The 25,643-nt window shown below is 67.0% G+C and carries 21 protein-coding genes; 11 read left to right on the plus strand and 10 right to left on the minus strand.

What is annotated here, in order from left to right; translation table 11 throughout:
• The first annotated feature begins 202 nt into the window (after nt 1-202).
• Nucleotides 203-1,207, plus strand: a complete 1,005-nt coding sequence (locus H7J73_RS28570; RefSeq protein ID WP_264071180.1) for a hypothetical protein — start codon at nt 203-205, stop codon at nt 1,205-1,207.
• A gap of 6 nt (nt 1,208-1,213) precedes the next feature.
• Here H7J73_RS28570 and H7J73_RS28575 read toward each other — a convergent pair whose 3' ends face one another.
• Together H7J73_RS28575 and mshB are read right to left on the minus strand one after the other, a co-directional pair.
• A complete protein-coding gene (locus tag H7J73_RS28575) occupies nt 1,214-1,708 on the minus strand; it encodes a hypothetical protein (protein WP_264071181.1) in 495 nt (164 codons plus the stop codon).
• 216 nt (nt 1,709-1,924) lie between these two features.
• Complete coding sequence (gene mshB, locus H7J73_RS28580; protein WP_264071182.1) at nt 1,925-2,806, minus strand: N-acetyl-1-D-myo-inositol-2-amino-2-deoxy-alpha-D-glucopyranoside deacetylase; 882 nt, start codon at nt 2,804-2,806, stop codon at nt 1,925-1,927.
• A 461-nt stretch (nt 2,807-3,267) separates the two neighbouring features.
• Here mshB and H7J73_RS28585 point away from each other — a divergent pair, with 461 nt between their 5' ends.
• From H7J73_RS28585 to H7J73_RS28595, 3 genes are all read left to right on the plus strand, one after another.
• Nucleotides 3,268-4,638 carry a hypothetical protein gene (locus H7J73_RS28585; RefSeq protein ID WP_264071183.1) on the plus strand — a complete coding sequence of 457 codons (1,371 nt, stop codon included), beginning with the start codon at nt 3,268-3,270 and terminating at the stop codon, nt 4,636-4,638.
• 63 nt (nt 4,639-4,701) lie between these two features.
• The gene (locus H7J73_RS28590) at nt 4,702-5,976 is read left to right on the plus strand and encodes a chloride channel protein (protein ID WP_264071184.1); all 1,275 of its coding nucleotides are present in this window, start codon (nt 4,702-4,704) and stop codon (nt 5,974-5,976) included.
• A 688-nt stretch (nt 5,977-6,664) separates the two neighbouring features.
• Nucleotides 6,665-9,115 (plus strand): beta strand repeat-containing protein, encoded by a 2,451-nt coding sequence (locus H7J73_RS28595; RefSeq protein ID WP_264071185.1) that lies wholly within the window; start codon nt 6,665-6,667, stop codon nt 9,113-9,115.
• A gap of 96 nt (nt 9,116-9,211) precedes the next feature.
• Here H7J73_RS28595 and H7J73_RS28600 read toward each other — a convergent pair whose 3' ends face one another.
• Both H7J73_RS28600 and typA read right to left on the minus strand, forming a co-directional pair.
• A complete protein-coding gene (locus tag H7J73_RS28600) occupies nt 9,212-11,110 on the minus strand; it encodes an ABC transporter family substrate-binding protein (RefSeq protein WP_264071214.1) in 1,899 nt (632 codons plus the stop codon).
• Between the two features lie 65 nt (nt 11,111-11,175).
• On the minus strand, nt 11,176-13,077 hold the full coding sequence (typA, locus tag H7J73_RS28605) for a translational GTPase TypA (protein ID WP_264071187.1): 1,902 nt from the start codon (nt 13,075-13,077) through the stop codon (nt 11,176-11,178).
• Nucleotides 13,078-13,141: 64 nt separating this feature from the next.
• Here typA and H7J73_RS28610 point away from each other — a divergent pair, with 64 nt between their 5' ends.
• Together H7J73_RS28610 and H7J73_RS28615 are read left to right on the plus strand one after the other, a co-directional pair.
• Nucleotides 13,142-13,309, plus strand: a complete 168-nt coding sequence (locus H7J73_RS28610; protein WP_264071188.1) for a hypothetical protein — start codon at nt 13,142-13,144, stop codon at nt 13,307-13,309.
• Nucleotides 13,310-13,391: 82 nt separating this feature from the next.
• The gene (locus tag H7J73_RS28615; RefSeq protein ID WP_264071189.1) at nt 13,392-13,664 is read left to right on the plus strand and encodes a hypothetical protein; all 273 of its coding nucleotides are present in this window, start codon (nt 13,392-13,394) and stop codon (nt 13,662-13,664) included.
• Between the two features lie 4 nt (nt 13,665-13,668).
• Here the strand turns inward: H7J73_RS28615 and H7J73_RS28620 are convergent, their stop codons facing one another.
• Both H7J73_RS28620 and H7J73_RS28625 read right to left on the minus strand, forming a co-directional pair.
• Nucleotides 13,669-14,067, minus strand: coding sequence for a (deoxy)nucleoside triphosphate pyrophosphohydrolase (locus H7J73_RS28620; RefSeq protein ID WP_264071190.1), 399 nt, complete (start codon nt 14,065-14,067; stop codon nt 13,669-13,671).
• Nucleotides 14,068-14,133: 66 nt separating this feature from the next.
• Nucleotides 14,134-17,349, minus strand: coding sequence for a hypothetical protein (locus tag H7J73_RS28625; protein WP_264071191.1), 3,216 nt, complete (start codon nt 17,347-17,349; stop codon nt 14,134-14,136).
• 219 nt (nt 17,350-17,568) lie between these two features.
• On the opposite strand from H7J73_RS28625, the gene H7J73_RS28630 reads away from it, so the two are divergent.
• Entirely contained in the window at nt 17,569-17,862 is a 294-nt protein-coding gene (locus H7J73_RS28630) for a 4a-hydroxytetrahydrobiopterin dehydratase (RefSeq protein WP_264071192.1), read from the plus strand.
• On the opposite strand, the gene H7J73_RS28635 is transcribed toward H7J73_RS28630, so the two are convergent.
• Nucleotides 17,798-19,117: a mannosyltransferase gene (locus H7J73_RS28635; protein ID WP_264071193.1), complete on the minus strand. Its 1,320-nt coding sequence runs from the start codon at nt 19,115-19,117 to the stop codon at nt 17,798-17,800. The genes H7J73_RS28630 and H7J73_RS28635 overlap by 65 nt on opposite strands.
• Nucleotides 19,118-19,230: 113 nt before the next feature.
• Here H7J73_RS28635 and H7J73_RS28640 point away from each other — a divergent pair, with 113 nt between their 5' ends.
• Complete coding sequence (locus tag H7J73_RS28640; protein ID WP_264071194.1) at nt 19,231-19,860, plus strand: hypothetical protein; 630 nt, start codon at nt 19,231-19,233, stop codon at nt 19,858-19,860.
• Between the two features lie 30 nt (nt 19,861-19,890).
• Nucleotides 19,891-20,961, plus strand: coding sequence for an Rv1157c family protein (locus H7J73_RS28645; protein ID WP_264071195.1), 1,071 nt, complete (start codon nt 19,891-19,893; stop codon nt 20,959-20,961).
• Between the two features lie 31 nt (nt 20,962-20,992).
• On the opposite strand, the gene H7J73_RS28650 is transcribed toward H7J73_RS28645, so the two are convergent.
• A complete protein-coding gene (locus tag H7J73_RS28650) occupies nt 20,993-21,442 on the minus strand; it encodes a hypothetical protein (protein ID WP_264071196.1) in 450 nt (149 codons plus the stop codon).
• 159 nt (nt 21,443-21,601) lie between these two features.
• Here H7J73_RS28650 and H7J73_RS28655 point away from each other — a divergent pair, with 159 nt between their 5' ends.
• Both H7J73_RS28655 and H7J73_RS28660 read left to right on the plus strand, forming a co-directional pair.
• Nucleotides 21,602-22,675: a class 1 fructose-bisphosphatase gene (locus H7J73_RS28655; protein WP_264071197.1), complete on the plus strand. Its 1,074-nt coding sequence runs from the start codon at nt 21,602-21,604 to the stop codon at nt 22,673-22,675.
• A 28-nt stretch (nt 22,676-22,703) separates the two neighbouring features.
• The gene (locus H7J73_RS28660) at nt 22,704-23,588 is read left to right on the plus strand and encodes a phosphoribulokinase (RefSeq protein WP_264071198.1); all 885 of its coding nucleotides are present in this window, start codon (nt 22,704-22,706) and stop codon (nt 23,586-23,588) included.
• 15 nt (nt 23,589-23,603) lie between these two features.
• Here H7J73_RS28660 and nuoN read toward each other — a convergent pair whose 3' ends face one another.
• Entirely contained in the window at nt 23,604-25,133 is a 1,530-nt protein-coding gene (gene nuoN, locus H7J73_RS28665; RefSeq protein WP_264071199.1) for an NADH-quinone oxidoreductase subunit NuoN, read from the minus strand.
• The coding region (locus H7J73_RS28670; protein WP_264071200.1) for a proton-conducting transporter transmembrane domain-containing protein at nt 25,130-25,643 on the minus strand (514 nt) is incomplete at its 5' end. The genes nuoN and H7J73_RS28670, both read right to left, overlap by 4 nt.

The raw sequence follows: 25,643 nt of genomic DNA on the forward strand, positions 1-25,643 counted from the left end.
ATGGTCGTCTACGAATCATCCGCGCGTCTCACAATCTGAAACCTCGGCCCCTGACATGAACGCAACATTAGACCCAGACGCCGGCGCGTTGGGTGATGCCTCACACTGAGAGGACTCACGACACACGCGCCAGTTAACCCCTCGTCACATTGCCCGGCCGCGTAAGTTCATCACGAGTCGGGCCATCTCAACAGGAGTGTTCATGGAAGTTTCGCTGCGGTCGATGCTCACAGCGGGGGTCGCGGCCCTCACCGCCACTGCAATCGTCGTCTCGCCGTCGGTCGCGCCGATGCCTGCAGCCGCGCCTGCAGCGCACACCGCCAGCGTGGGGCTTTTGGCGGCTGTGCAGCCCATCGTGCCCGACGTGGCCCCGCTCACCACCGCCATTGCGGCGGCCACCACCGGGACCCAGGCAACCGCGACCGTGAATGCGTCCTGGACCGGCAACGCGATCATGAACTTCTACTACGCTGCCGAGCCCTGGGTGCAGTACGGGTTCCAGCTCGCCACCTATGCGGTCGGGTTCGTGCCCGTCGCCAGCTACTTCGCGCCGCTGATCATGGTGGGGTACTACACCGGCGAGCCCGTGGTCCAGAGTCTTTTCCAGAGCGCCCAGTACCTGGTCGACGGAAACTGGACGGCGATCCCGCCCACCCTGGTCAACGGCGTCGTCCAGGCCGGCACCAACTTGGTCAATTACACGCTGAACTGGATTCTCGGTTACCTCCCGCCGCTGCCTCCGATCCCGCCTTTCTCCGCGACCGCGACCGCCAGCGCTGCGCCTACGACAGTCTCGTCTCTGACGAAGGAGTTGACCGCTGGACTGAGCGCACCTCTGGCCAAGTCGACCAAGGCGGCGACAGCAGCACTCGCGCCGGCTGAAGCGGCAGTCTCTGACATCACCCAAGCCGTCTCCTCAGTCACCGACACCACGGCCATCACGAAGACCATCGCGAGCACGGCGATCGCGACACCCGTCGTCAAGGGCGCCGCGACGGATCTCGGTGCCCTCGACACCACCGCGACGGCCGCCCCCGACGTCACGACCGATGTCGAGGTGGCGCAACCGAACGCCAAGGGAGCCAAGGCCGCGAAGGCGCCCACCTCCTCCGCCGCCGCCGCCGCCACGGGAGCGAAGAAGACAGTCAAGAGCGTGACGAAGGGCACCAAGGCGGCCTCGTCGGCCAAGTCGGCCGGCGGCGAGTAGTCGGCCCTACCCAGTTTGCTTGCGGTTGACCAGCTGTCGTCCTGCGGGCGGCAGCTGGTTGGACTGATTGCGGCGCCACAGCAGCCAACCGGCCGGTCCGGAGCCCAAGACCAGCAGCAACAGCATCAGACCGATGTCGCTGAACACGATATCGCCGCCCGGGCCGGCGAACGTCAATGCTCCTACCGTCAGCAGCCAGGTCCAGAGCGGCAGGGCCGCGAACCGGTTCGACGGGGTCCAGTACATGGCGGCCCATACCAGTGCGGCATTGACCAGACCGGCGATCACCGCGCTGATCGGAAACGGCAGCCGCCCGATATACAGCGGCAGAAAGAGCGCCGAGGCGACAGCGCAGAGAATGCCGTCGATAGCCAGTAGAACCAGAACGAATGCGCCAAGGAGTGAGCCAGCGCCGCGGTCTTCGCCGGCCGTGGAACTCGGGAGGATGCCTGTCAGGTCGGCATGCTGTCGAGCAGCGAGGTAAGCGAACCCACCACCCATTGGAAATTATCCAGGCGGTCCTGCCAGTGCTGCAGATTCGGGTCGAGATCTGGATCCATGGGTCGTCCCTTCAGACGCTGCGCGTGCAGTGCACCATACCCCGCCAACCCCGTCGCGCGGCAGTAAGTAGTCGCGACCCGACCAATCCGGGCTCGCTGCCCGAGCTGCCGCCGGAGGCGCTCTTCTCTGAGCGGGTGGGTTGGCTCGATGGTCCGGTCAGAGCCCGGCCAGGAGATCGGTTTCCCAACCCCGTTCGTCGCAGGCACCGGCGGTTCCGCGGACCAGCACGTAATGCTCGCGGCCGTGGATCGGCAACGCCAGATTGTTCGACAACGCGCAGGCGCGGCCCGACGGCCCGACCGTCACCTGCGTCGCATGCGCGCGCAGGGCAGCGACCTTGGCGCTCAGCGTGTCCGTCGCGTCGACGACCGCGGTGATCTGTTCATCGGCCCACCCGCGCTCGCCCGCTTCGGTGGGCAGCTCCCACCCGGGCTGAAGATCGCCGTCGTCCAGGTCGTGGGCGGCGGCTTCAAACGCGCTGTGCGACATCACCGTCCAGTAGAACTTCGACACGGCCCACGGAGCGCCCGGATAGTCGTCGCCCTCGGCTGCGGCCACGGCCGCGGTGGTGATCTGGTGAGCCCGGATGTGATCCGGGTGACCGTACCCACCGTGGGGGTCGTAGGTCACGACGACATGCGGCCGTAGCTCGCGGATGACGTCGACCAGCGCACCGATCGCCTCACGATCGTCGGAGTCAGCGAATCTCCTTGCTCCGGAACGGGGTTCGGTTCCCGCCATCCCGGAATCCCGCCAGTGGCCGGCGCCGCCGAGAAATATCGGGTCGCCGATTCCCAGCAGGTGCAATGCGGCGGTGAGTTCACCGATCCGATAGCCGCCGAGCTGATCGGCATGGTCGACGGCCAGCTGGGCCCAGCGCTCGCCGATCACCTCACCCTCTTCGCCGAGCGTGCACGTCACGACGTGCACTGCCGCGCCGAGAGCCGCATAGTGCGCGATGGTGGCGCCGTTGTTGAGGGTCTCGTCGTCGGGATGGGCGTGGACGAAGAGCAGCCGCGGAGAGTCGTCAGAGCGCACCGCGCCACCCTACTTCGGCCGCTCCGGCGGATCCATGCGGACGCCACGTCGTCGGCGAAGTTCGCCAACCGCCTCCCAGCGCACGTCGCAGCACAATGTTCACATTCCCGCCCCGCGCGCTGGATCACCGTGCCGGCGAAGCATCCCCGCCACGACGGCAGCTACCCTCCCCCAGTCCGTGTCCGGGCCGGATCAGAATTTGCCACCTACCATGACCGTGGCGAATCCACCGCCAGCGCAGCACGATTCGCCCCGGCGAGACGGCCATACAAAATTTGCCCATCGACAGCATCCGCGTCGACGGCCACCCCCATGGCTACGAGAGCAATCGATACCCGAGAACTTGCGCCCGCAAGGATGTCGCCCGCCGCCAGCAACGGACCTATATCGTTTGCCGAGCGGAATCGCTTACACACCCGTAAATTTCACGATGTCATCTCATCGACGCCGAGGGGTCTCCCATGCACGCAGCACTTCGCCCGCACCTCACGACCGGAATCGCCATCGTGGGGGCGAGCGTTCTGCTCGTCTCACCGCTGACGGTTCCAGGTCACGAGATCCGGGCCGCCGAGTCTTCTGCCGCAGTCGAATTGACTGCCGCCACCACCGCCGGACTGCCTGACCTCGGACTCACACTGCAAGGCATTGCGACGCTGGCCTTGGCGGTGGCGACATCCCAGGCGAACATCGCGTTGTTCACGGCCGGGGTCCCGTCGATGGCCGTCGAAGTCCTGGTCGCCGCCGCCCTGAATCCGGCTGCCACCCCAGCGCTGGTCAGCTACGTCGCGCACCGACTGCTCGAGCTACCGACAGCCACCAACGCCGACGTCGATTCACTGCTAGCCGATGCGGCCACGCCCGTCGTCAACGCACTCGCCCAGGTGTTGCCTGCGCCCTGGGGGCTGTCCGATTCCGATATCGGCTTGGTGAACACGTACTTCGCCACGGCCGCCACGATGGTCAACACATTTCTCGACAACCAATTCGGCGCCCCCGTCGCACCGGGCACAGTGATCCAAGGGGTGATCGACGGGATCTTCGGCGGGATCTTCGGCGCCACGACCGCGGCGGCAGCCCCCTCCCTGCCGAGTATCTCCCTCACGCCTGCGGACCTCGCGACGATCGCCGCCGCGGTGCTCACCTCGCAGATGAACGTCATCGCGTTCGGGGCCGGAGTGCCTGCGCTGGCCTTGAAGGTCGTGTTGGCGGCGGCACTGAGTCCGACATCGATTCCGGGGCTGCAGAGCTACGTCGCGCACACGCTGCTCGAGCTGCCGACGGCCACCGATCTCGACGTGCACTCGTTGCTGAGCGACGCGACAACGCCGATCGTGGACGCCCTCGCCGCCGTGTTGCCAGGGCCGTTCGGCCAATCGACGACCGATCCCACCGATATCGGCATCGTCAGGACGGCGGCCTTCGCGATCGGTTCCATGGTCAACCAGTATCTCGAAACCTTCGGTGCGCCAGTCGATCCCGACACCGTCGGCAATGGGATCTTCGGCGGGATCTTCGGCACCAAGACGCCCGCGACGACCGCGGTAGCCGCGACCACCTCTGCGACACCCAAGGCCGCCCCGTCAGCGTCGGATCCGTCGTCGGACCCGGCGCAGGTGCCCGCCTCCGTCAAAGCCACCCGCACAGCCGGTCCACGTCAACAGACCCTCAAGCAGGCACAACCCGAGACCTTCGCGGTGAGCGTCACCGACTCCGCGATCGGCAAAGCCGGTTCGAAGGATTCGGCGAACGCCGCTGCGGCCGCCGGGGCCGCGGGGCCCAGTGGATCGGCAGCCACCAAACCGGCGAAAGCCAAAGGCACCCACGGGTCATAACTGCTGACCGGCCGGAGTGCGTCGGGCCGCCCGATGAACGGGCACGTCGCATAGATTCAGGCGGTGACCCGGCGCCACCTCGAGTACGGATGCGCGGTGGCCCTGATCGGCATACTGGCCGGTCTCGCGGGCGCGACGACAACGGTGCTGCTGCACTGGATCGAGCACCTGACCTACCACTACTCCTTCGGCACCCTGCTGCAGGGCGTGTCACAGAGCAGCCCGATCCGCCGCGCCGTCGGTCCGATGCTCGGCGGCGCACTGGCCGGCTGCGGCTGGTGGTTCCTGCGCCGCCGGACCGTCGTGCCCGCCCTCACCGAGGTCATCAAGCCGAACCGGGCGTTTCCGCGGTTGACGCTGACCCTCGATGCCGCGCTGCAAGTGCTGATCGTGGGGACGGGCGCCTCGCTGGGGCGCGAGGGTGCGCCCCGGCAGTTCTCCGCCGCATTGGGAGATCTGGGGATATCACGGTGGACGGGGGTGGGCGGGGCATTGACCCAGCGGGACCGAGAGATCCTGCTGGCCTGTGCAGCGGGTGCTGGACTGGGGGCGGTGTACAGCGTGCCGATCGGCGGAGCACTGTTCGCGGCCCAAATCCTCTTGGGCTCATGGCATCCCCGCGTCCTCGGTACCGCGCTGGTCACGTCGAGCCTCGGCGTCGCGGTGGCATCACCGGTCACCGGCGATGTGAGCCCGCTGCAGTGGCCAGACCCGAGCCTGTCCTATCTCCTCACCGGCTTCGCCGTGCTGCTGGCACCCCTGGCACTGGCCGCAGGTCTGCTTTTCAACAGGCTGATGTCGATGGCCCGGCCAAAACACATTTCGGCATCGTGGCTGCTGATCCCGGCCATCGCGGCGGCAGGACTGCTGATCGGCGTCTGCTCACACTGGTGGCCCGAGCTACCGGGTAACGGCAAGAGCATCTTGACCGTCAGCCTGGACAGCGGGATGACGCTGGGCGCAGCCGCGGTGATACTGCTGCTGAAACCCCTGGTCACCGCAGTGTTCCTGCGGGCCGGCGCAGTCGGCGGCATGCTGACCCCGTCACTGGCAACGGGTGCCGCGCTCGGCTCGGTGCTGGCTCTGTCCGTCGATACCTGGACCGATCTGTCCGTCAGCGTGCCCGCGGTCTCGCTGGCATGCGCGGCGGGTGTTCTTGCCATCACCCAGCGGGCACCGGTCTGGGCGGCGATTTTCGTCTGGGAACTGGCACGGCCGCCCTGGTGGCTGCTCGTCGTGTTCCTGGCTGCGGCGGCGAGTGCTCACGGCCTGCGCGTGCTCGGTGAGCGATGGCGCGCCGCAAGCACCGAGGGCACCCGCGATCAGCATGCCGCTTGACGAGCTGGGAAACTTTCCCGAATTGCGCATGCGAAGATCGGCAACGCTGGTTATCCCGTTCAGTTAACCTACAATATCTGAGATCAGGCTGAGTATCGCCTGAGCGTCTGGCGTATTCATGCACGCTATGCCGAAATTTTTTCTCAGTAAGCCTCCGATAACCCGATCGGTCTTCAGTCATCGCAACTTCGGGTTTCCTGTAAGGCTGGACGCAGTGCCCGAAAGATAGCAAACACCACTCCGTGGGGCACGTGGGTAACTGAGAGTGCGCCCATTCGACTCACCGGGCGATGCACCCCCTCGGCCGAGTACGCACCAGCGCCCCGCCATGGTGCCCGAAACAGGGGTTGTGGCATATCGCGGCAAGACGGCAACACCACCCATTCCTCGCCGATTGCGCACAGCCCGGCCCGATCAGCTACGTGGCCACCCATGTTCATTCCGGCGCCAGCAACCCAGGTACGAAACTTCAATCCATTAGGCGAACCGGGGGCGGCCGGCTTTGCTGCCAAGTCAGCAATCTTTTCAATCTCGCTAGATCAGCAATAACTGTGCATTTCACAGCCATCTTCCAGTCGATTTGACATGCACGTCAGCAAATATTTTTTTCCCGATTTTTGCTTTGCTTCGGATGATTTGCTGGCTACGGTTTCATCAGGTCGGGGCTGCAGCAATCAGAGGGGTCATCATGGAAGTAACCGTCCGGTCCTATCTCACATCCGGTATAGCCATGGTCGGAGCAGGCGTCATCGCGCTGGCTCCGCTTCAGATCAGCCCGCCGGATATTCAGCTCCACGCCGGCCATCCGGTCGTAGCGGTCGACAATATCGAGCTGTCCGCCTTCACCCCCTCTGATATCGCCGGTGCCGTCGGCCTACTCATCACCGGCGGATCGCTGGCCGTCAACCAAGGTCTGGCCAGCGCCAACACCGGCATCGCGCAGGGGCTCGCAACGGTGCAGAGCATCACGTCGACTGCGCTCGGAACCACCTCTGCGGTCAACTCGACGCTCACCCAGTACGGCCTGCTGGCCCTGCAGACCGTCGCGGCCGATCCGTTGGACCCGGCGAGCTTCACCACCGCGATGGGGATTCTGGTACAGGGCGGATCCCTGGCCTTCAACCAGTCGCTGGCTGGGACGAACACCGCCATCGGTCAGGGCCTGGGTGGCTTGTCGGCCACCACCAGCACCGCACTCGGCGCGGCGTCCGCGATCAACAGCATCCTGACGCAGTACGGCCTGCTGGCGCTCAACCTCCTCGCCTCGCCGGCGGCGGTCGCAGCAGCCACACCCGCCGTCATCGCCGCGGCCACCCCCACGGCCGCGGCGCTGGCTCTGCCCACCCCGACCGATGTCAGCTCTGCGCTCGGCCTGCTCATCACCGGCGGCTCACTGGCGTTCAACTCCAGTCTGGCCACCGTCAACACCGCCGTGGGCCAGGCCCTCGGCGGTGCGTCAGCGGTGACCAGCACAGCGCTGGGCGGCATCTCGGCAATCAACAACACGCTGACCACTGCTGGTCTGACCGCCTTCACCACGGTCGCGGCCAACCCGCTCAACCCGGCCAGTTACGCCGCCGCGCTGACTCTGCTGATCACGGGCGGTTCGACTGCCTTCAACCAGGGGTTGGCCAGCCTCAACACCGGGATCGGCCAAGTGCTCGGCACGGTGTCGTCGCTCAGCAGCACCGGACTCGGGGGTATCTCCGCGGTCAACAGCATCCTGACCACCTACGGGTTGGCCGCCCTGGGTGCGCTGACCGCAACGCCGGCAGTCACACCCTATGCCGTCGATCCCGCCGCGTCGGTGACGACCGCGGCGGCCGTCACCGCCACACCGACCGCGTCGGCGGCGGCGATCCCCGCACCGAGCGGCGTCGCCTCCGCGCTGGGGATCCTGATATCCGGCGGCTCTACGGCGTTCAACCAAAGCCTGGCCAGCGCGAACACCGCGATCGCGCAGGGACTCGGCGGGTTGGTGGCGGTGACCGACACCGCTCTGGGCGGCGTGGCAGCAGTCAACACCCTACTGACGAATTACGGTCTGCTGGCGTTGAATTCGGTCGCCGCCAACCCCCTCGACCCGGCCAGCTACGCGACAGCGCTCGGCTTGCTGATCACCGGCGGATCGCTGGCGTTCAACTCAGGTCTGGCCACCGCGAACACCGTGATCGGCCAGGGCCTCGGTACGCTGCAAACCGTCCTGGGCACCACGCTCGGCGGTATCTCGGCGGTCAACACCACCCTGACCAACACCGGTCTGGATGCGCTCGACGCGCTACTCAACCCGCGGGCGGCAGTGACGCCGGCCAGCACGATCACCCCTACGGTGAACGCCCTGTCCACCCCGGCTGCGGCGCTGGTCATCCCCGGACCCGGTGATGTGGCGACCGCATTGGGCTTCCTGGTCCAGGGTGGTTCGACGGCGTTCAACCAGACACTGGCCGGGCTGAACACCGGTATCGCCGAGGGGCTCGGTGGACTCTCGTCACTGACCAGCATCGGCCTCGGCGCCATCGCGGCAGCCAACACGACGCTGACCACCGCAGGGCTGGCCGCGCTCAACACTATTGTCGCTGCTCCCCTGAATCCGGCCAGTTACGTTGCAGCAGGGGCGATTCTGGCGCAGGCTGGCTCGACCGCCTTGAACCAGAGCCTGGCCAGCCTCAACACCGGCATCGCCACCGGCCTCGGCACCCTCCAGGCGGTCACTTCGACCGCGCTGGGCACGGCTTCGGCAGTCAACACCACGCTGACCACGGCGGGGCTGAACGCGCTCAACGCGCTGACGAACACACCTGTCACGGTCGCCGTGACACCGGCACTGGCGGCGGCCAAGGTCGCCAACACCCAGAGCCTGGCCACAGTCGCCGATCCGTCCGCCTCGTCGACCAGCACGGTGACGCTCTCGGTGCCCAAGTCAGTCACGGCGGCGAAGACGGCCGACAAGCCCGCCACCCCCGCGACAGCCAAGGTCACGACCACCGCGTCGGCCCCGGCGGCCAGCACCTCGGCCACCGCCGGTACCCAGACGAAAGCCGGCAACCCGGTCAAGAAAGCCAGCGACCAGGTGAAGAAGGCCAGCGGCGCCGACAAGAAGTCGACAGGCAAGTCGACCGGCGGTGGTGGCGCCAAGTAGACAGAGCCTCTGCCTGGCCCCCTGTATGGACCTCAGCCCTGTTCTGGCCCCCTCCAGAGCGGGGCTGAGCCCTGGGTGGGGCTCACCCCGGAAATGTCACTGCGGCGTCTTGGCCCAGTTGCCCGCATCGCCGACGATCCCGACCGGTACCGCACCGGTCAGACTCACGTTCTGCACCGACGGGCCTGCCGCGACGATCGTCGTGTCCTGCAGGATCGGGAGCACCGTTGCCATGTTCCACAGCCGGGGTTCAACGGCGGTGATCACGTCGTTGATGTCCTTCGAACCGTCCAGCGCGCCGTCGATATTGGGCTGGATGCTGCGATCGCAGATCTCGGTCAGATTGGACGGCGCCTGAACGAGTTCACCGGATTCCCGCGCCGGCCCAGACGTGGTGGTGGCGGGTCCCGTGGTCGCGGTCGTGGTCGTCCCCGACGCTGTGGCAGACGACGTGGTGGCAGACGACGTGGTAGCAGACGACGTCGGCGTCGGTGCGCCAGACGAGGGTGACGGGGTGGCCGGCGTCGGTGACACCGCCGTCGACTCCAGGGCCGGACAGCCGTACCGCGACGCCAACAGCGTCGCCAGGTCACCGCCGGCGCTGTGCCAGCCCACGATGGCGTCGACGCGGTTGTTGGTCAGCGCATCTCCGTACAGCACAACGGGATCCAGCGCCGACACCGAGGCAGCGATCCCCACGTTGCGCAGCTGATCGGCCGCGGTGTTGGCGACCGCCACCGACGTCGGGTCGTTAGAGGCCACTCCGAGCACCAGTGACAACTGGGTGCCGTCCTTGCTGATCCGCCCGCGGGTGACTTCCGGCGGCGGGGTCGGTGCACTCGAGGTCCGCGAACCGGCAGACGGCGCGGGCGATGACGACGCCGGCGTGTCCCGTTCGATCACGTACCCGGCCTGCGCCAGCAGGGCGAGTGCGGCATCCTGCGTCATCGCCGGCGGCGCAGTCGGTACATAGCCGGGATCGGACGGGGACCGGATCTGGGCCTGCGCCAACGTGACGGTGTTGTCGCTGCCGGCGCCGACCGCGGCCAGCAGGTCCACATCGAGCAGCCCGAGCAGCGCCTTGCGCACCTGCGGATCCGTGAGCTGAGGCTGCTGCGCGCGCAGCAGCAGCTGCATGACACGCGGTGTCACGATGCGTGCTGTCCGCACGTCGGGGATCGCGGAGAGCTGCGCAAACGCGGCCGCTCCGCCGTGGACCTGGGCGACCTGGGTGTCGCCGTTACGAATGGAGTCGGCCAGCGCGGCGGGAGCGCCCGCTCGCCGGAACAGGATCTGATCGGGTCGCGCCGGTTGACCCCAGTACCGGTCGTTGCGGGCGAGCAGGATTTCGTCACGCTGGGGGTCGATGCTCTCGACGCGGAACTGCCCGCCGGTGACGGGCATGGCCCGCGCCAGTCCGGCCAGGAATCCGCCCGGCACATCCTTGACGATGTGCGCGGGCACGATGTCGTTGAACAGTTCCCGCCACGCCGGGTACGGCTGCGAGAACGTGACGACGGCCGTCTTACCGCCGTCGATCGACTGCACACCGGTGATCAGGTCGTACCCCGCCGGATCGACCACGCCGGGCTCACTGACCATCTGGCGCCACAGATACCAGAAGTCATCGGCGGCGATCGGCGCGTTGTCGGTCCACTGCGCCTCGGGCCGGATCTTGTAGGTGACGGTGAACGGATTCTCGCTGGTCACCTCCGCGGACTGCAGCAAGGTGGTGTCCAGCTCCCAGCGCGATCCCGTCGGGCTGGCCGGGTCCGGTACCGGACGGAACGATGACGGCAGCACCAGCGCGCTGATCGCGGCGTTCACCGGCGACTGATCCGACAGCAGATGCGGATTGAAACCGGCACCGATCGCGTCGATGCCCATGATGATCTGCGTCGCCTTGGCGGGCGGCGGCGGCGTGCTCTGCGTCGTCTCCGTGCTCTGCGGGGCCGGGGGCGGGCTGACCGTGCAGCCGGCCACGATGAGCACCATGCCGATGGTGAACAGTTGACGGAATCCGGTCGGCACGCCCTTCAGGGTATCGACCGGTATTTGGCTCAGCCCTGCGCCTTCGACCGCGCCTTGTTCCGTGCGCGCATCGTCGCGTTCAGCTCCGCCTTGCGGACCCGCACGATCTCCGGCGTCACCTCGACGCACTCGTCGTTGGCGCAGAACTCCATGGCCTGCTCCAAATCGAGCTCCAACGGCCGGGCCAGCGTTTCGAAGACGTCGGCGGTCGAGGACCGCATATTCGTCAGCTTCTTCTCGCGGGTGACGTTGACATCGAGATCCTCGGCGCGCGGGTTGATCCCGACGACCTGACCCTCATACGTGTCGTCACCGGGCTCGACGAAGAACTGCCCGCGATCGGCGAGCTGGATCATCGCGAACGGGGTTACCGAGCCGGTGCGGTCCGAGACCAACGAGCCGGTGTGGCGGGCGCGGATCTCGCCGGCCCACGGGCGGTAGCCGTCGAATACGGCGTTGGCGATACCCGTGCCGCGCGTGAGTGTCAGGAAATCGGTCCGGAAGCCGATCAGCCCGCGGCTTGGCACTATGAAGTCCATCCGGACCCAACCCGCCGCATGGTTGGCCATCTCTTCCATCCGGCCCTTACGGCCAGCCATCAGCTGGGTGATGGCGCCGACGAACTCTTCCGGGCAGTCGATGGTCATCGCTTCGAAGGGCTCGTGCAGCTTTCCGTCGATGGTCCTGGTGACCACCTGCGGCTTGCCGACGGTCAGCTCGAACCCTTCGCGGCGCATCTGCTCGACGAGAACGGCCAGCGCCAGCTCACCACGGCCCTGCACCTCCCAGGCGTCGGGCCGGTCGATGTCGACGACTTTGATGGACACGTTACCGATCAGCTCACTGTCGAGGCGGTTCTTCACCATCCGCGCGGTCAGCTTGTGACCGGAGACCTTGCCCGCCAGCGGCGAGGTGTTGGTGCCGATGGTCACCGAGATCGCCGGCTCGTCGACGGTGATCCGCGGCAGGGCATGGGCGTGTTCGGGGTCGGCCAGGGTGTCGCCGATCATGATCTCGGGCATGCCGGCGACGGCGACGATATCGCCGGCGATGGCCTCATCCGTCGGGCGACGGTCCACGCCCTCGGTGACCAGCAGCTCGGTGACCTTCGCGTTGGTGATGACGGGATGCCCGTCGACCTCGCGCATCCAGGCGACCTGCTGGCCCTTGCGGAGCCGGCCCTTGTAGATCCGGATCAGGGCGAGGCGGCCGAGGAAGGCCGACGCGTCGAGGTTGGTCACCAGCGCCTGCAGCGGCGCCTGGGGGTCACCCTGTGGCGGCGGGATGTGCTCGAGCAGAACGTCGAAGAGCGGGTCGAGGTTCTCACCGTCAGGGTTTTCACCATTGGACGGCTCGGTGGTGCTGGCGATGCCGGCGCGGCCGGACGCGTACAGAACCGGCAGGCCGAGCGCGTCCTCGGCCGCCTTCTGCGCGTCGTCGTCCAGGTCGGAGGCGACGTCGAGGAGTAGGTCGTGGCTCTCGGACACCACCTCGGCGATCCGGGCGTCGGGCCGATCGGTCTTGTTGACCACCAGAATCACCGGCAGGTGTGCGGCGAGCGCCTTGCGCAGCACGAATCGGGTCTGCGGCAGCGGCCCCTCGGAGGCGTCGACCAGCAACAGCACGCCGTCGACCATGGACAGCCCGCGCTCCACCTCGCCGCCGAAGTCGGCGTGGCCCGGGGTGTCGATGACGTTGATCACCGTCATCGAGCCATCCGGGTGGTGCCGGTGCACCGAGGTGTTCTTGGCCAGGATGGTGATTCCCTTTTCCTTTTCCAGGTCACCGGAGTCCATCAGCCGCTCGACAGCATCGTCGCCCCGATGCGACAGGGCGCCGGACTGCCGAAGCATCGCGTCGACCAGGGTTGTCTTGCCGTGGTCGACGTGAGCGACGATGGCGACGTTCCGAAAATCAGAGGGAAGATCCACGTCAATGATTGTCGCAGTGTGGGTACCCGATCACGAAAACGAAGAAAGTCCACGGTAGTAAAAGGTGAAGTACACCGATCTGACCGGCATCAAGCCGAAGAAGAAGTGCTGCCGCAGTAAGCCCCGCTGCAAGCGCTGCCCGCTGGTGCTGCACAAGGTGCACAAGGCCGAGTTGACGGGGGTGCGCGGAAAAGCCTTGGAGAAAGTTTTCAAACGGGCGAGAAAATCCTGATGACCTCGGAGAATGCGTTTCCGGGTGGCACTACCGCGCGTAGCGTGGAGGCGTTCGGTCACGTGTGATTGGAGGTCCGATCATGACGGTCTACGAAGTCCTCACAGTCGTTGTCGTCGTCGTACTGGCAACTGCTGCCACCGCGGCGATCTACCTGGGATTGTTGAACTGGGCGGGTGGAGTGTTCGTCGTGCGGTGTGCCGCGTGTCACCATCTGACGCTGTCTCCGGAGAACCTTCCGCAGCCGTCCTGCCCGCATTGCCGGCACCCGGCGCTCACGCATCCCCTCTACACCGCTAATCACATCGGGCAGCCGCGAGCCGTTCGCGTGGTAGGAGACGCGCTGAAGTATTGACCCGTCAGCGCCGTCCTCGCCCCATGGCCGCGGCGAGCTCGGGCAGCCACGTCGTGTCGGCAGGTACCCAGGGCAGCTCCGGCAGCTCGGCGGCCCGCACCCAACGCAGCGCGCGGTGATCATGCGGGTGCAGCGTGCCGCCGAGCTGCGTGACGAAATAGGCGCGCAGCGTCATCGTCGAACTCAATGCAACGTCCGCCCCGAGCCGTTCCCCCACTGCCACGTCGACCCCGAGTTCCTCACGCAGCTCACGGACCAGGGCGTCGGCATCGTTCTCCCCCACGGCGACCTTGCCCCCGGGCAGTTCCCACAATCCGGCCAGCTGGGGTGGGCGCTCACGCTGGGCCACCAGCAGAGCCGAACCGGCGATCAACGCCCCCGCAACGACAATCTGGGTCGGCACAGTGGCTCACGCTACGCACCCCCGGCCGGAACCTGAACGCAACCGACGGCGAAGAAGCGCGATGCTTTACGCAGCGACCTCAGCCTGGCCGGGCGCTGCTGCCGGCTTGTTGACGACCGTCAGCTCGTAGTTGCTGGCCTGCCACCCGGACAGGAAGGCGCCCAACGACACCTGCATGCCCTTGCCGATGTATGCACCGTCGGTACCGGTGGCAGAACTGTCGTTGACATAGACCCATCCGTTCGCCGCATCCACCGCGATCACGACAATCTCGTGGTCGAGAACCGTGTAGTTGGGGTTGGTGACGGTGGTGGCGCCAGGAACGGAATTCCAGATCCCGCCGATGGCAACGGTCGTCATCGCCGCGTCTCCGTTGGCGAGAGCAGCCTCCAAGTCGGAGAGGGCCGCCGTGGTGTCCGTCCCGTAATGGGTGACGTTCGCCGTCAAGCCGTAGTACTTCTTCAGGAGCACAACGGCGTCTTCCATCTGCACGCCCTCCGAAATGTCTTCTCCCAAGTACATTTTGCTGCCTGGATGGGCGACGCTGTTCGTGGTCTTGGCGTATCCGACGATCTCGTTCTCGGTCACCGTTGCGCCGGTCAGCTGCTGGATCGCCGCCGCCGTCGCCATCAGCGCGCAGTTGTCAAAGTGCTGCTCGGTGGCGTACTGCGCGTTGGCTGTATTGCCGTACTGGCCGTCACCGTTGACCTTGACGGTCACGATCGTCTGACTGGTATCGGGCCGGGAAACGCCCAACTGGATGGCCAGGTAGTGCAGCGCCCCCTGTAAACCACCCAATAGCCCGGGCAGCTGTGCACCGACTCCGTTGTTCAGAGTGATGGTGAACTTGTCGGTGATCCCAGCCTGAGCCAACCCGGTCCCCGGCGTGTAGGTGTACTGCCCGGTGGCTTCGTCGAGATCGACAGTGCCGTACTTGGGTGGTGTCGTCAGGGAGTAGGTCACCCCATACCCGTTATGGCTGGAGCCATAGACGGCCCCGCTGATGCTGCCGGCCTGCGTTTGCGGGTTCTGGCTGTCGTACCCGGTGGGGGCCTGGTTGAAGAAGATGTAGCTCAGTTGCGCTGAGAGGTCCGACCACAGCGACTGAAACGTCACCGGTGCGGCCGTCGGAGCAGCAGCCGCCGCCGCCAGTGCCCGCGTGGCAACCGGCGCGATTGCGCCAGGAGCTCCTGGCGTTCCGTCGGCACCGGCCGCGCCATTGGTGCCTTTTCTTATCGGACCGTAGCCGCCGGTTCCGAACGCTCCGCCGTCGCCGGCCTTCCCACCAGCACCACCTCCGACGCCCCCGTTCGCACCCCCGGCGCCACCGTTACCGCCGGCGCCACCGTCACCACCGTTGCCGCCGTTGCTCCACCCGTTCGCGCCGGCCCCGCCGGCCCCGGCGTCGCCACCGGAACCCGCGTTACCGCCGGCGTAATCGGCATTGCCGGCACCTCCTGCGCCGCCGTCGCCACCGCTGCCGCCGCTTCCGCCGTTACCTGCTGTGCCGCCAAAACCTGAGGGGCCTCCCGCAGCGCCAGCACCGCCATTGCCTCCGCCACCGGCCGCGTTACCGGTTGCGGCGCCGCCGTCACCACCGTGGCCGCCGGCCCCACCAGCGCCACCGTCACCGCCGGTTGCTGCGTGGTCATAGGTATTGCCTGCCGCGCCGCCCCTACCGCCGGCACCACCCTTTCCGCCCCAACCGTTGATGCCGTCCGCACCATTGGACGAGATCACAAAGAAAAAGCGGCCGGTACCGCCGGCACCGCCGTGGGCACCGCCATCACCACCAACGCCACCGTTACCGCCGTTGCCGCCGTTGCCGCCGTCACCGATTTGGACAGCCACCGCGTTGAAACCGGCGCCGCCCTTGCCGCCGGCGCCGCCACTGCCACCGGCGCCGCCTTCACCGCCGGCGCCGAAGAGCAGGCTGCCCGCGCCGCCGTTACCGCCGCTACCTCCGGTGCCGCCGGGCGAGCCGTCTCCTCCGTTGATGTTCTCCGCTGTCCCGTTGACGCCGGGGTTGCCCTCCTGGCCCCAGCCGCCGGCACCGCCGTTGCCGCCCCTACCGAAGATCGACAGCAGCCCGACATCTCCACCGCGCCCGCCGTCGCCACCGCCGATGCCACCGTTACCGCCGTCACCGCCGCTACCCGACCACAGTCCGCCGTTTCCGCCCCTGCCGCCGTCACCACCGTGGTCGCTGCCGTAACCCTTATAGGGGCTCACTCCGCCGGCACCGCCGGCACCGCCGGTGGCGTACAGGGACAACGCCCCGCCACTGCCGCCGACGCCGCCTGCACCACCGTTGGTGCCCTGGCCCCCGGTCCCGCCGGCACCGCCGGTGCCTGAGTAGGACAGCAACCCGGTGTCGCCACCGCGGCCGCCGGAGCCGCCGGTGGCTCCGTTCGGTATGGCGCTGCCCCCAGAGCCGCCGGCACCGCCGTTACCGGAAAGCAGGCCGCCTGTGCCGCCCCGGCCACCGACACCGCCGGTGACGGTCAGGTCGACCCCGTCGACCGCAACGCCGCCGGTACCTCCGCTACCGCCGTTGCCGAAGAGCAAGCCGCCGTTGCCACCGTTGCCGCCGGAGCCGCCATTGACGCCGGACAGGCCGGTGCCGCCGTTGCCACCGTTACCGGCGATGCCGGCGGCCCCGCCGTTGCCACCGTTGTAACCATTGCCGCCGTTGCCGAACGCTCCGCCGTTACCGCCGGTGCACGCGGTGGTGCCGGCGCACGTTTCGGCGGTCCACGAGTAGCCGTTGCCGATGAGGATGCCGGCGTTGGGATGTGCAGCCGTGCCGTCGCCGACGAAGAAGCTGAAGAAGGGATCGGGCGAGGCCAAGACGCGGGCCGCGGCCGAGTTCGGGACCGCGTTCGCCGCAGCGGCCGAGGTCAGTGCCCGCTGCGAGGTGCTGGCGGTGGATCCGCCGGAGGATGACACCGCGGTGGATACTCCGGGGCCGGACTTCGCCTTGGCAGAGTTGGGCTGCCCGGCCGATTTCGCGTGCCCGGTCGACTTGGACGGGCCGGCCGCAGTGGAATTGCTCGACGCACTCGACTCTTTGGCGCCGGAGGTACTGCCGGTGTCGGCCGAGGCCGCAGCGGGCATCGAGGCCAGGGCGGCACCAACACCCAGGGCGATCGCCGACGCCCCCACCCACGTCAACGCCCGCGAACTGCCCAGCGCAGCAAGTCCGAACTCAACACGACTCAATCGCAATCCAGCCGAGCGGCCCGGAATGTGCGCAGCGTCCATCGCAACGGCAGAACTCATGTATTCACTCCCCCTGGGAATCGGAACGACAGCAGCTCCGCAGTCGAGATGCGTCGACCCGCAGCAGAGGGGAGCATAAAGTGAATTGACGACCATGTCAGTATTTTCGATTCATTTCGGCCGCAAGGCTTTCCTTTGTTGCCCGGCCGTAACGGGTGCGTCGATCGTCAGCTGACAAACAGACGTGTGGATCACTCGCACACCGGGGACAATGGCGCTATGGCCGTGCTAACCGATGACGAAGTGGACTCTGCCGCCGAAAGCCTGAACGGATGGCGGCGCGTAGACGGCGCGCTGCGGCGCTCGATAAAGTTCGGCGCCTTTCTCGAGGGCATCGAGGCCGTGCGCCGGGTGGCCGAACGCGCAGAAGCCAAGGATCATCACCCGGATATCGATATCCGCTGGCGAACCGTGACTTTCGCGCTCGTCACGCATTCCGAGGGCGGTATCACGGACAAGGATCTGGCGATGGCGAAGGATATCGACGGGATCGTCGACCAGACGGAAACCTGATCGGCGCCGACGCGATCCAGGCCAACGTCGCCAAAGTGGCGACGATATAGACCATCCCGGCCCAAGCCAGGTACCAGGGCCGGGAGATCTGCCAGATGGTGGGCTGGGCGAAGCTCAACAGCCACGGCACCCCGATGAGGGTGAGGATCATCCATCCCCAGCCGAGGATGCGTGCCCCGACGAGATCGCGGTGAGGCCCCTGGATGAGCCAGATCATCAGCGGCACCAGCCACACCCAGTGGTGGGTCCACGAGATCGGCGATAGCACCAGGCCGAACAGCTGCACGACGACGATCGAGCCCAGTCGGTCGGGCCCCACGCTGTTCACGGCCCGCCACGCGAAGAACGCCAGCACCGCGGTGGCTGCCACCGCGGCCAGGACCAGTGGCCCCTGGCCGGCGTCGTACCCGAGGATCCGGGAGATGCCACCGCGCCAGGACTGATTGAACGACGTCCCGATCGGACCGATCCGACTGGCGTCGCCGAGCAGATCGGTGAAGTAGTAGCGGCCCTGCTGACCGACGATCAGCACCGACATGCCGACGGTCGCCAGAAAGACCACCGCGGAGAACGCGGCCGCCGCCCAGCGCCGCGCACCGACGAAATACAGACCACTGATCGCCGGAGTCAGTTTGATCCCCGCGGCGAGGCCGACCAGCAGACCCGATAACCACCACCGGCCGCTGTACACCGCCCACAGCACCATGAGCACCAGCACGACGTTGACCTGGCCGTAGTCGAACGTACTGCGCAAGGGCTCGAGCCAGATCGCGACGGCCGTCCACAACATCGCCGAACGCCGTCCGCCGTGGATCTCCAGGAGTCGCTGACTCACCCGCACTACACCGTAGAGCGCCGCGATGATGCCGACCTGCCAGGCGAAGGCCACCACACCGAACGGCAGCAGATGCAGCGGGTAGAACACCACCGCGGCGAACGGCGGATAGGTGAACGGCAGCGGGAAGTCGGGGGTCTGGTCGGCATAGACGTACCCATAGAGCGTGCCGGGGTGGTTCAGCGCTTCCGCGCCGCCGATGTAGACGTGCAGATCGACGAAGTTCGCGCCGTTGGGAACGAGATACGTCCACGCCAGGCGCGCCGCGATACTCGCCGCGAACAGCAGTGGGGCCAGCGCAGTGCGCCGACGAGCGGTCGTGTTTATTTGCTCGACTCTAAGCGATTGCCGCCGCCACCGGCCCGGGGGCACGCGAAGGCAGATGCCGCGCCGGCGTGACGCCGGGCGCGGCCCGGACATCACCATCACCCGTCGGAAGCGTAACGGTTGAATAAATGCCACACGTGTCACTTGAGTAACTCCAGTAACAACGTACGTTCGGGTCATACCGCTATCGAAGAACTGGGAGAGCCATGTCACGCACCAAGAGCCTGTTCAGTGCAACCGCCATTGTCGTGGGCTCGTCGGCCGCGATGCTGACGGGTGGAATCGCGAAAGCAGACCCTGTTCCACCCCCGTCACCGGCGCTGCCGGGCATCAACATCATGGAGCAGCTCATCGACCCGGCGAAGGCGCCGCAGCTGCTGCAGCAGGCCACCGCGATGCTGACCGGACTGAACGCGACTTCGCCTGCGACACCGGCGATTCCGGCGTCAGCACTGCCCACGCTGGGCACTCCCGCGGCTCCGTCGTTGGCGACCGCATCGGTGAACCTGCCGCAGCCGACATCGGTCCTGCCGGGTATGCCCGGTGCACTGCCGGCCGCACTGCCCCTGACCGCATCGGTGCCGGGCACGCTGCCCGGAATGCCTCCGGCGGCCGTCCCGGCACCCGCCCCGGCGGGTCTGTCGACCATCCCCGGTCTGCCCATCCCGCTGCCGGCGAACCTGCCGATCCCAACCGATCTGGCGGGTCTGCTGCCCGCCGCCGGGGTCCCGGCGCCGAACTTCGGCACCAACCCGGTGTCGCCGATCGGAACGGCGCCGGCCGCCGCGCCGATCGCCCCGATGCCGTCGATCTTCCCCACCTCCGCCCTGCCCTGATCGCCCCTCACCCGGATTGGACGTTTGTTGATGTCGACCAGGACGCTGTTTGCTACCACCGCTGTCGCGATGGGCTCGTCAGTCGCGTTGTTGCTCAGCGGTGTCGCCACCGCTGATCCGACAGCGCCGCTGCCGCTGCCGATCGACGGGCTCAGCGCTCCTGGCCTGCCTGCCGTCCAATCCCTGAGTCCGGCGATCCAACAGGCGGCGGCCGACCCGAGCAACGCCGCGTCGATGCTGATGGCCGCCGCTGCCGCGTTCGCGGGTAATCAGGCGGCTCCGGCCGATTCGCAGGGCCTCGCGTCGGCGGTCAGCCAGTTCGTCTCCAGTCCGGCGGCCGCCGCGGTGGTGCCGTCGCCGTCCACCGTTCCCGGCACCGGTATTCCGCTACCGAACAACGCGGCGGTGCCGGGACCTGCGCCGCTGGCGAGCAACCTGCACGTCCCGCCGCCCGGGGTGATACCCGGCACCGAGGCGCACCTGCTGCCAGGTGTGGATCCGTCCCACGCGGTCGGACCGGACCCCGCCACGGCCGCGCCCGCTCCGGCCGCGCCCCCCGCGGCAGCGCCAGTCGCAGCGGCGCCAGCACCCACTGCCGGCGCCACCCCGTTGGCAGCCTCGACGCCGGCGCCGGGTCCGGCGACCGGAGCCTCCACCGGCCCCAACACCGCGCCCCCCGGCTACGCGCCCGACACACCGCCGACGCAGGACTTCATGTACCCGTCGATCGGTAACAACTGCCTGCCCGATGGTGGAAACTCCATTGCCACCGCGCTTTCGGTGGCCGGACCGGCCAATATCCCCACCCCCGGACCCGCCGCCTCACAGACGGCGTACGTATTCACCGCCGTCGGTACGTCGGGCCCAGCCGATGTGCAGAAGCTTCCCCTCAACGTCACCTGGGTCAACCTGACCACCGGCAAGTCAGGCAGTGCAACGCTCAAGCCGCGCCCCGATATCAACCCCAACGGGCCGACCACGTTGACCGCGGTCGTGGACACCGGTTCGGGAAGCATCATGTCGACGATTTTCGGCCAGGTCACCACGACCGACAAGCAGTGCCAGTTCATGCCGACCATCGGGTCGACGGTCGTACCCTGACGGGTCGGGCCCTCTCACTGTTCGGGCCCTCTCACCGCGAAGACGAAACCCCTGCCGCGGTCGGCACAGATGGCGCGCCGGAGGAATTCCGTTGCGCCGCTGTGTGAAAGCGCAGCAACGCCATCGCGACCCCCGACAACCGCACCGGATCGCCCGGATGCATAACCGCCGCGTCTGCCCTCGACCACCCGGCCAGCCAGGTGTCAACGGAGCGACCGATGAGCACAATGAGCGGTGGACAGCAGTCGATTTCATCCTTGAGCTGCCTGGCCAACCCCAGACCTCCGACCGGTGTCGCCTCGGCATCCAGAATCACCAGATCGGCGTCACCTGACGTCATTCGCTGCTCCAGCGCCGCCGCGGTCGCGACCTCGATGCAGCGGATGCGCATCGCCGCATGCGCGCCGATCCCGATCGCGGCCAGCACATCCCGGCGAGTTCGCGCGTTGTCGCTGTAAACCACAATCTGAAACTCGTCCATACCGCCAGATGCTAGGGCCGTAAACACCGTTTCCATCCGGAGCGCAGCGCCAAACCCCCAGCGAGCCACCCAGACGGGGGATGGCCGGCAGCGCGCTCCGGCGCAGCATGGTTCTATCGCCCATCGCGGGCCCGGCCGCCGCGGAACGAGGTACCAGCCATGCTCACCAACCACACGACTCTCGTCCGCTTCCTGATCGAGGAACGACGCCGATACCCCGACGCAAGCGGAGATCTCAACTCGCTGATCCTCGACGTCACCCTGGCGTGCAAGGCGATCGCGCAACGTCTCGCCCAGGGCGAACTCGGCGGAATCCTCGGCTCGGCCGATGCGATCAATATCCAGGGTGAGGTTCAGCAGAAGCTCGACGTGCTGGCCAACGACTACTTCCTGCGGGCCAACGAGTGGGGCGGCCAGGTGGCGGGGATGGCGTCGGAAGAACTCGACGATCCCTATCTGCTGCCGACCCAGTACCCGCGTGGCAAGTACCTGCTGATCTTCGACCCGCTCGACGGCTCGTCGAATATCGACGTCAATGTCTCTGTCGGCAGCATCTTTTCGATTCTGCGCACCCCCAACGCCGGCGAGGACCCGGAGCTGGCGGATTTCCTGCAACCCGGCACCGAACAGGTCTGCGCGGGCTACGCGATCTACGGGCCGTCGACGATGCTCGTGCTCACGGTCGGTACCGGCGTGCACGCCTTCACCCTGGATCCGACGCTGGGCGAATTCATCCTCACCCGTCCGTCGATCCGCATTCCACGCACCACCAGCGAATACGCCATCAATGCCTCCAACCGCCGGTTCTGGGAGCCTGCCGTGCGCAAGTACATCGACGAGTGCCTGGCCGGGAAGGCTGGGCCGCGCGGCAAGGACTTCAACATGCGCTGGGTGGCCTCGCTGGTCGCCGAGACCCACCGAATCCTCACTCGCGGTGGCGTATTCCTCTATCCCCGCGATTCCAAGGACCCGACGAAGCCGGGCCGGTTGCGGCTGCTCTACGAAGCCTCTCCGATGGCCTTCCTGATCGAACAGGCCGGCGGGCGCGCCAGTACCGGACGCACCCGCGTCATGGACATCGTGCCCACCGATCTGCACCAGCGGGTGCCGCTGATCTTCGGCGCCGCCGACGAGGTGGACCGCATCGAGGCATACCACCGCGATAACAACGACGCCGGCGGACGGGCACCGCTCTACGGCACCAGAGGTCTGTTCCGTACATCCGTGGGCTGAGCCCACGTCCCCTTTGAGGAGATCCTTCATGTCACGTGCGCATCCCATCATCTCGGTGACCGGCTCGTCGGGCGCCGGAACAACCTCTGTCATGCGGACATTCGCGCAGATCTTTCGCCGCGAAGAACTGAGTGTGGCGTTCGTGGAGGGCGACAGTTTCCACCGCTACGACCGCACCGAGATGAAGTCCGCCATCGCCGCCGCCCACGACCGCGGCGACCACACCTTCAGCCATTTCGGGCCGGAAGCCAATCTCTTCGAAGAGCTTCGCGATCTATTCCAGTCCTACGGCGAGACCGGCACCGGCAAGATCCGGCGCTATCTGCACAATGCCGAGGAGGCCGAACCGTTCGGCCAGGCACCGGGCACCTTCACTCCGTGGGAGACGTTGCCTGACGACACCGACATCCTGTTCTACGAAGGTCTGCACGGCGCCGTCGTCACCGACGAGGTCGACATCGCCCGCCATGCCGATCTGCGCATCGGGGTGGTGCCCGTGATCAACCTCGAGTGGATCCAAAAGTTGCACCGCGACAAGTTCACCCGCGGATACACCTCAGAGGCCGTCACCGACACGATCCTGCGCCGGATGCCCGACTACGTGAACTACATGTGCACTCAGTTCTCCCATACCGACGTGAACTTCCAGCGGGTGCCGGTCGTCGACACCTCGAATCCTTTTGTGGCCCGGTCCATCCCAACGGCCGACGAGTCGATGCTCATCATCAGGTTCCGAGATCCACACGGAATAGACTTCCCCTACCTGCTTTCCATGCTGCACGGCTCCTTCATGTCGCGCGCCAATACCATCGTCTGCCCCGGCGGCAAGATGGATCTGGCCATGCAGTTGGTGTTCACCCCGATGGTGCTCCGCCTCGCGGAGCGACGCCGGGCCGAGCTCACCGCGCGCTGAGCGCGGCCACCCACCTCACTTGGCGAAGAGACCTGTGCCGTCGATCAGTTCCATCAGTGGCGCAGGCAGAATCCCGAGTGCGATCGTACCTACCGCCGTCAATGCGATTGTCGCCCAGGCGAACCGCCCTGACGGGACCACATGTGGCGGCTGCGCGGGGCACTGGGAGAAGAACATCAGGACGAGAACCCGCGCGTAGACGAACACCGCCACCGCACTGGTGAGCACACCGATCATGACGAGCACGCCGGCGCCGCCGGCCGCCGCGGCGGTGAAAACGCCCAGCTTCGCGATGAAGCCGCCGGTCAACGGGATGCCGGCAAAGCTCAGCAGGAACACGGCAAAGGCGAGCGCCAGTGCGGGTGAGCGACGGCCCAGGCCGGCCCACTGACTGATTCCGGTATCCGGCTCCCCCGCGGAATCGCGGACTAGGCCGATGACCGCGAAGGCCCCGACCGTGGCGAGGACATACACCGCCAGGTAGAACAGGGTTGACGTCACACCCGCCCGGCCGGCGACAGCCACCCCGATCAGCAGGAACCCTGCCTGTGCGACCGCGGAATAGGCGAGCATGCGGGTGATGTCGGTCTGGGTGATCGCCAACACCGCGCCGATCACCATCGTGAGGATCGCGACGGCCCACAGCACGGGCTGCCAGTCGGGCCGAAAGTGCGGCAGCGCCACCGAGAAAAGACGCAGCATCGCGCCGAACGCCGCCACCTTGGTTGCGGCGGCCATCAAGGCGGTGATCGGCGTCGGCGCACCCTGGTAGACGTCGGGAACCCACGAATGAAACGGCACCGCACCGACCTTGAACAACAGTCCGACGGCGAGGAGCCCGATCCCGGCGACCGTCAGTGCGCCGTCCCCCAGGTCGGCGATATCAGCCAGTCGCAGTGTCCCGGCTGATCCGTAGAGCAGCGCGCAACCGAACAGGAACACCGCCGAAGAGAACGCCCCGAGCAGGAAATATTTCAGCGATGCCTCCTGCGAGAGCAGCCTTCGATGGCGAGCCAGGCCGGTGAGCAGATACAGCGGCAGCGACAACACTTCCAGGGCGACGAACATGGTCAGCAGGTCGTTGGCGGCCGGGAAAACCATCATGCCGGCGACGGCGAACATCGTCAGCGGGAACACCTCGGTCTGCATCACCCCCGCACCGGTCGCCGACTTCTCCAGCAGAGAACCCGGGGCCGCGGATGCTTGCGGTGTGAAAGCGGCGAGACCCGTTGTGCTGTAGAGACGGCGACGCTCGGCGATCAGCGGCACCGTGAACAGACCGACCAGCAGGATCGCACTCTGAACGAACAGAGTCACACCGTCGATGGCGACCGCACCCATCATCGCGGTCTGTCGTGTCCCAGCCAGTGCCACCACCGCCAGCAGCGCGGCCGCCAACCCGCTGGATGCGATGACAACCTGCAGCCGGTACCGGTGGTCGCGACCGGCAAAGGCTTCCGCCACTACACCGAGTATGGCGGCACCCAGGATGATCAGGACGGGAGACAGTGCGCGGTATTCGATGCTCAGGGCGGGCAGGGTCATCGGAGCGGTCCCTCTGCAGTTCTCGGGGTGGGGTCGTGCTGGTTGATGGTGGTCAGGGTGTGCTCGACGGCAGGGTTGATGATGTCCAGCGCGGGTTTCGGGTAGATACCGAGCACGAGCAGCAGAGCGATCAGCGAGCCGGCGACGGCAATCTCCCTGGGCCGGAGGTCACGGATGTCGTCGTTGGCGTGGCACTCCGGGCCGGCCATCATCCGCTGGTAGAGCCAGAGGATGTAGATCGCGGAGAGCACGAGAGCTGTGGAGGCGATGGCGGCGAAGGCGGGGTAGCGGGTGAAAGTGCCGATCAGGACCAGGAATTCGCTGATGAACGGCGCAAGCCCAGGCAGCGCTATCGTCGCCATCCCGGCGGTGAGAAATGTCCCGGCCAGGATCGGGGCGACTTTCTGCACGCCGCCGTAGGCGGCGATCAGTCGTGTTCCGCGCTGGGACACCAGGAATCCGGCGATCAGGAACAGCGCCGCGGTGGAGATGCCGTGGTTGACCATGTAC

Origin of the sequence: Mycolicibacterium komossense (assembly GCF_025822605.1) — a bacterium.
In the GTDB taxonomy this organism is placed as follows: Bacteria; Actinomycetota; Actinomycetes; order Mycobacteriales; family Mycobacteriaceae; genus Mycobacterium; species Mycobacterium komossense.

Bases quoted from the DNA above. Each gene is read 5' to 3' on its own strand.
- H7J73_RS28570 (WP_264071180.1), top strand. From the start codon at position 203: ATGGAAGTTTCGCTGCGGTCGATGCTCACAGCGGGGGTCGCGGCCCTC.
- H7J73_RS28585 (WP_264071183.1), top strand. From the start codon at position 3,268: ATGCACGCAGCACTTCGCCCGCACCTCACGACCGGAATCGCCATCGTG.
- H7J73_RS28640 (WP_264071194.1), top strand. From the start codon at position 19,231: ATGTCACGCACCAAGAGCCTGTTCAGTGCAACCGCCATTGTCGTGGGC.
- H7J73_RS28595 (WP_264071185.1), top strand. From the start codon at position 6,665: ATGGAAGTAACCGTCCGGTCCTATCTCACATCCGGTATAGCCATGGTC.
- H7J73_RS28630 (WP_264071192.1), top strand. From the start codon at position 17,569: ATGGCCGTGCTAACCGATGACGAAGTGGACTCTGCCGCCGAAAGCCTG.
- H7J73_RS28575 (WP_264071181.1), bottom strand. From the start codon at position 1,708: ATGGGTGGTGGGTTCGCTTACCTCGCTGCTCGACAGCATGCCGACCTG.
- H7J73_RS28625 (WP_264071191.1), bottom strand. From the start codon at position 17,349: ATGAGTTCTGCCGTTGCGATGGACGCTGCGCACATTCCGGGCCGCTCG.
- H7J73_RS28655 (WP_264071197.1), top strand. From the start codon at position 21,602: ATGCTCACCAACCACACGACTCTCGTCCGCTTCCTGATCGAGGAACGA.
- nuoN (WP_264071199.1), bottom strand. From the start codon at position 25,133: ATGACCCTGCCCGCCCTGAGCATCGAATACCGCGCACTGTCTCCCGTC.
- H7J73_RS28650 (WP_264071196.1), bottom strand. From the start codon at position 21,442: ATGGACGAGTTTCAGATTGTGGTTTACAGCGACAACGCGCGAACTCGC.
- H7J73_RS28600 (WP_264071214.1), bottom strand. From the start codon at position 11,110: ATGGTGCTCATCGTGGCCGGCTGCACGGTCAGCCCGCCCCCGGCCCCG.
- H7J73_RS28615 (WP_264071189.1), top strand. From the start codon at position 13,392: ATGACGGTCTACGAAGTCCTCACAGTCGTTGTCGTCGTCGTACTGGCA.
- H7J73_RS28645 (WP_264071195.1), top strand. From the start codon at position 19,891: ATGTCGACCAGGACGCTGTTTGCTACCACCGCTGTCGCGATGGGCTCG.
- H7J73_RS28635 (WP_264071193.1), bottom strand. From the start codon at position 19,117: ATGTCCGGGCCGCGCCCGGCGTCACGCCGGCGCGGCATCTGCCTTCGC.
- H7J73_RS28660 (WP_264071198.1), top strand. From the start codon at position 22,704: ATGTCACGTGCGCATCCCATCATCTCGGTGACCGGCTCGTCGGGCGCC.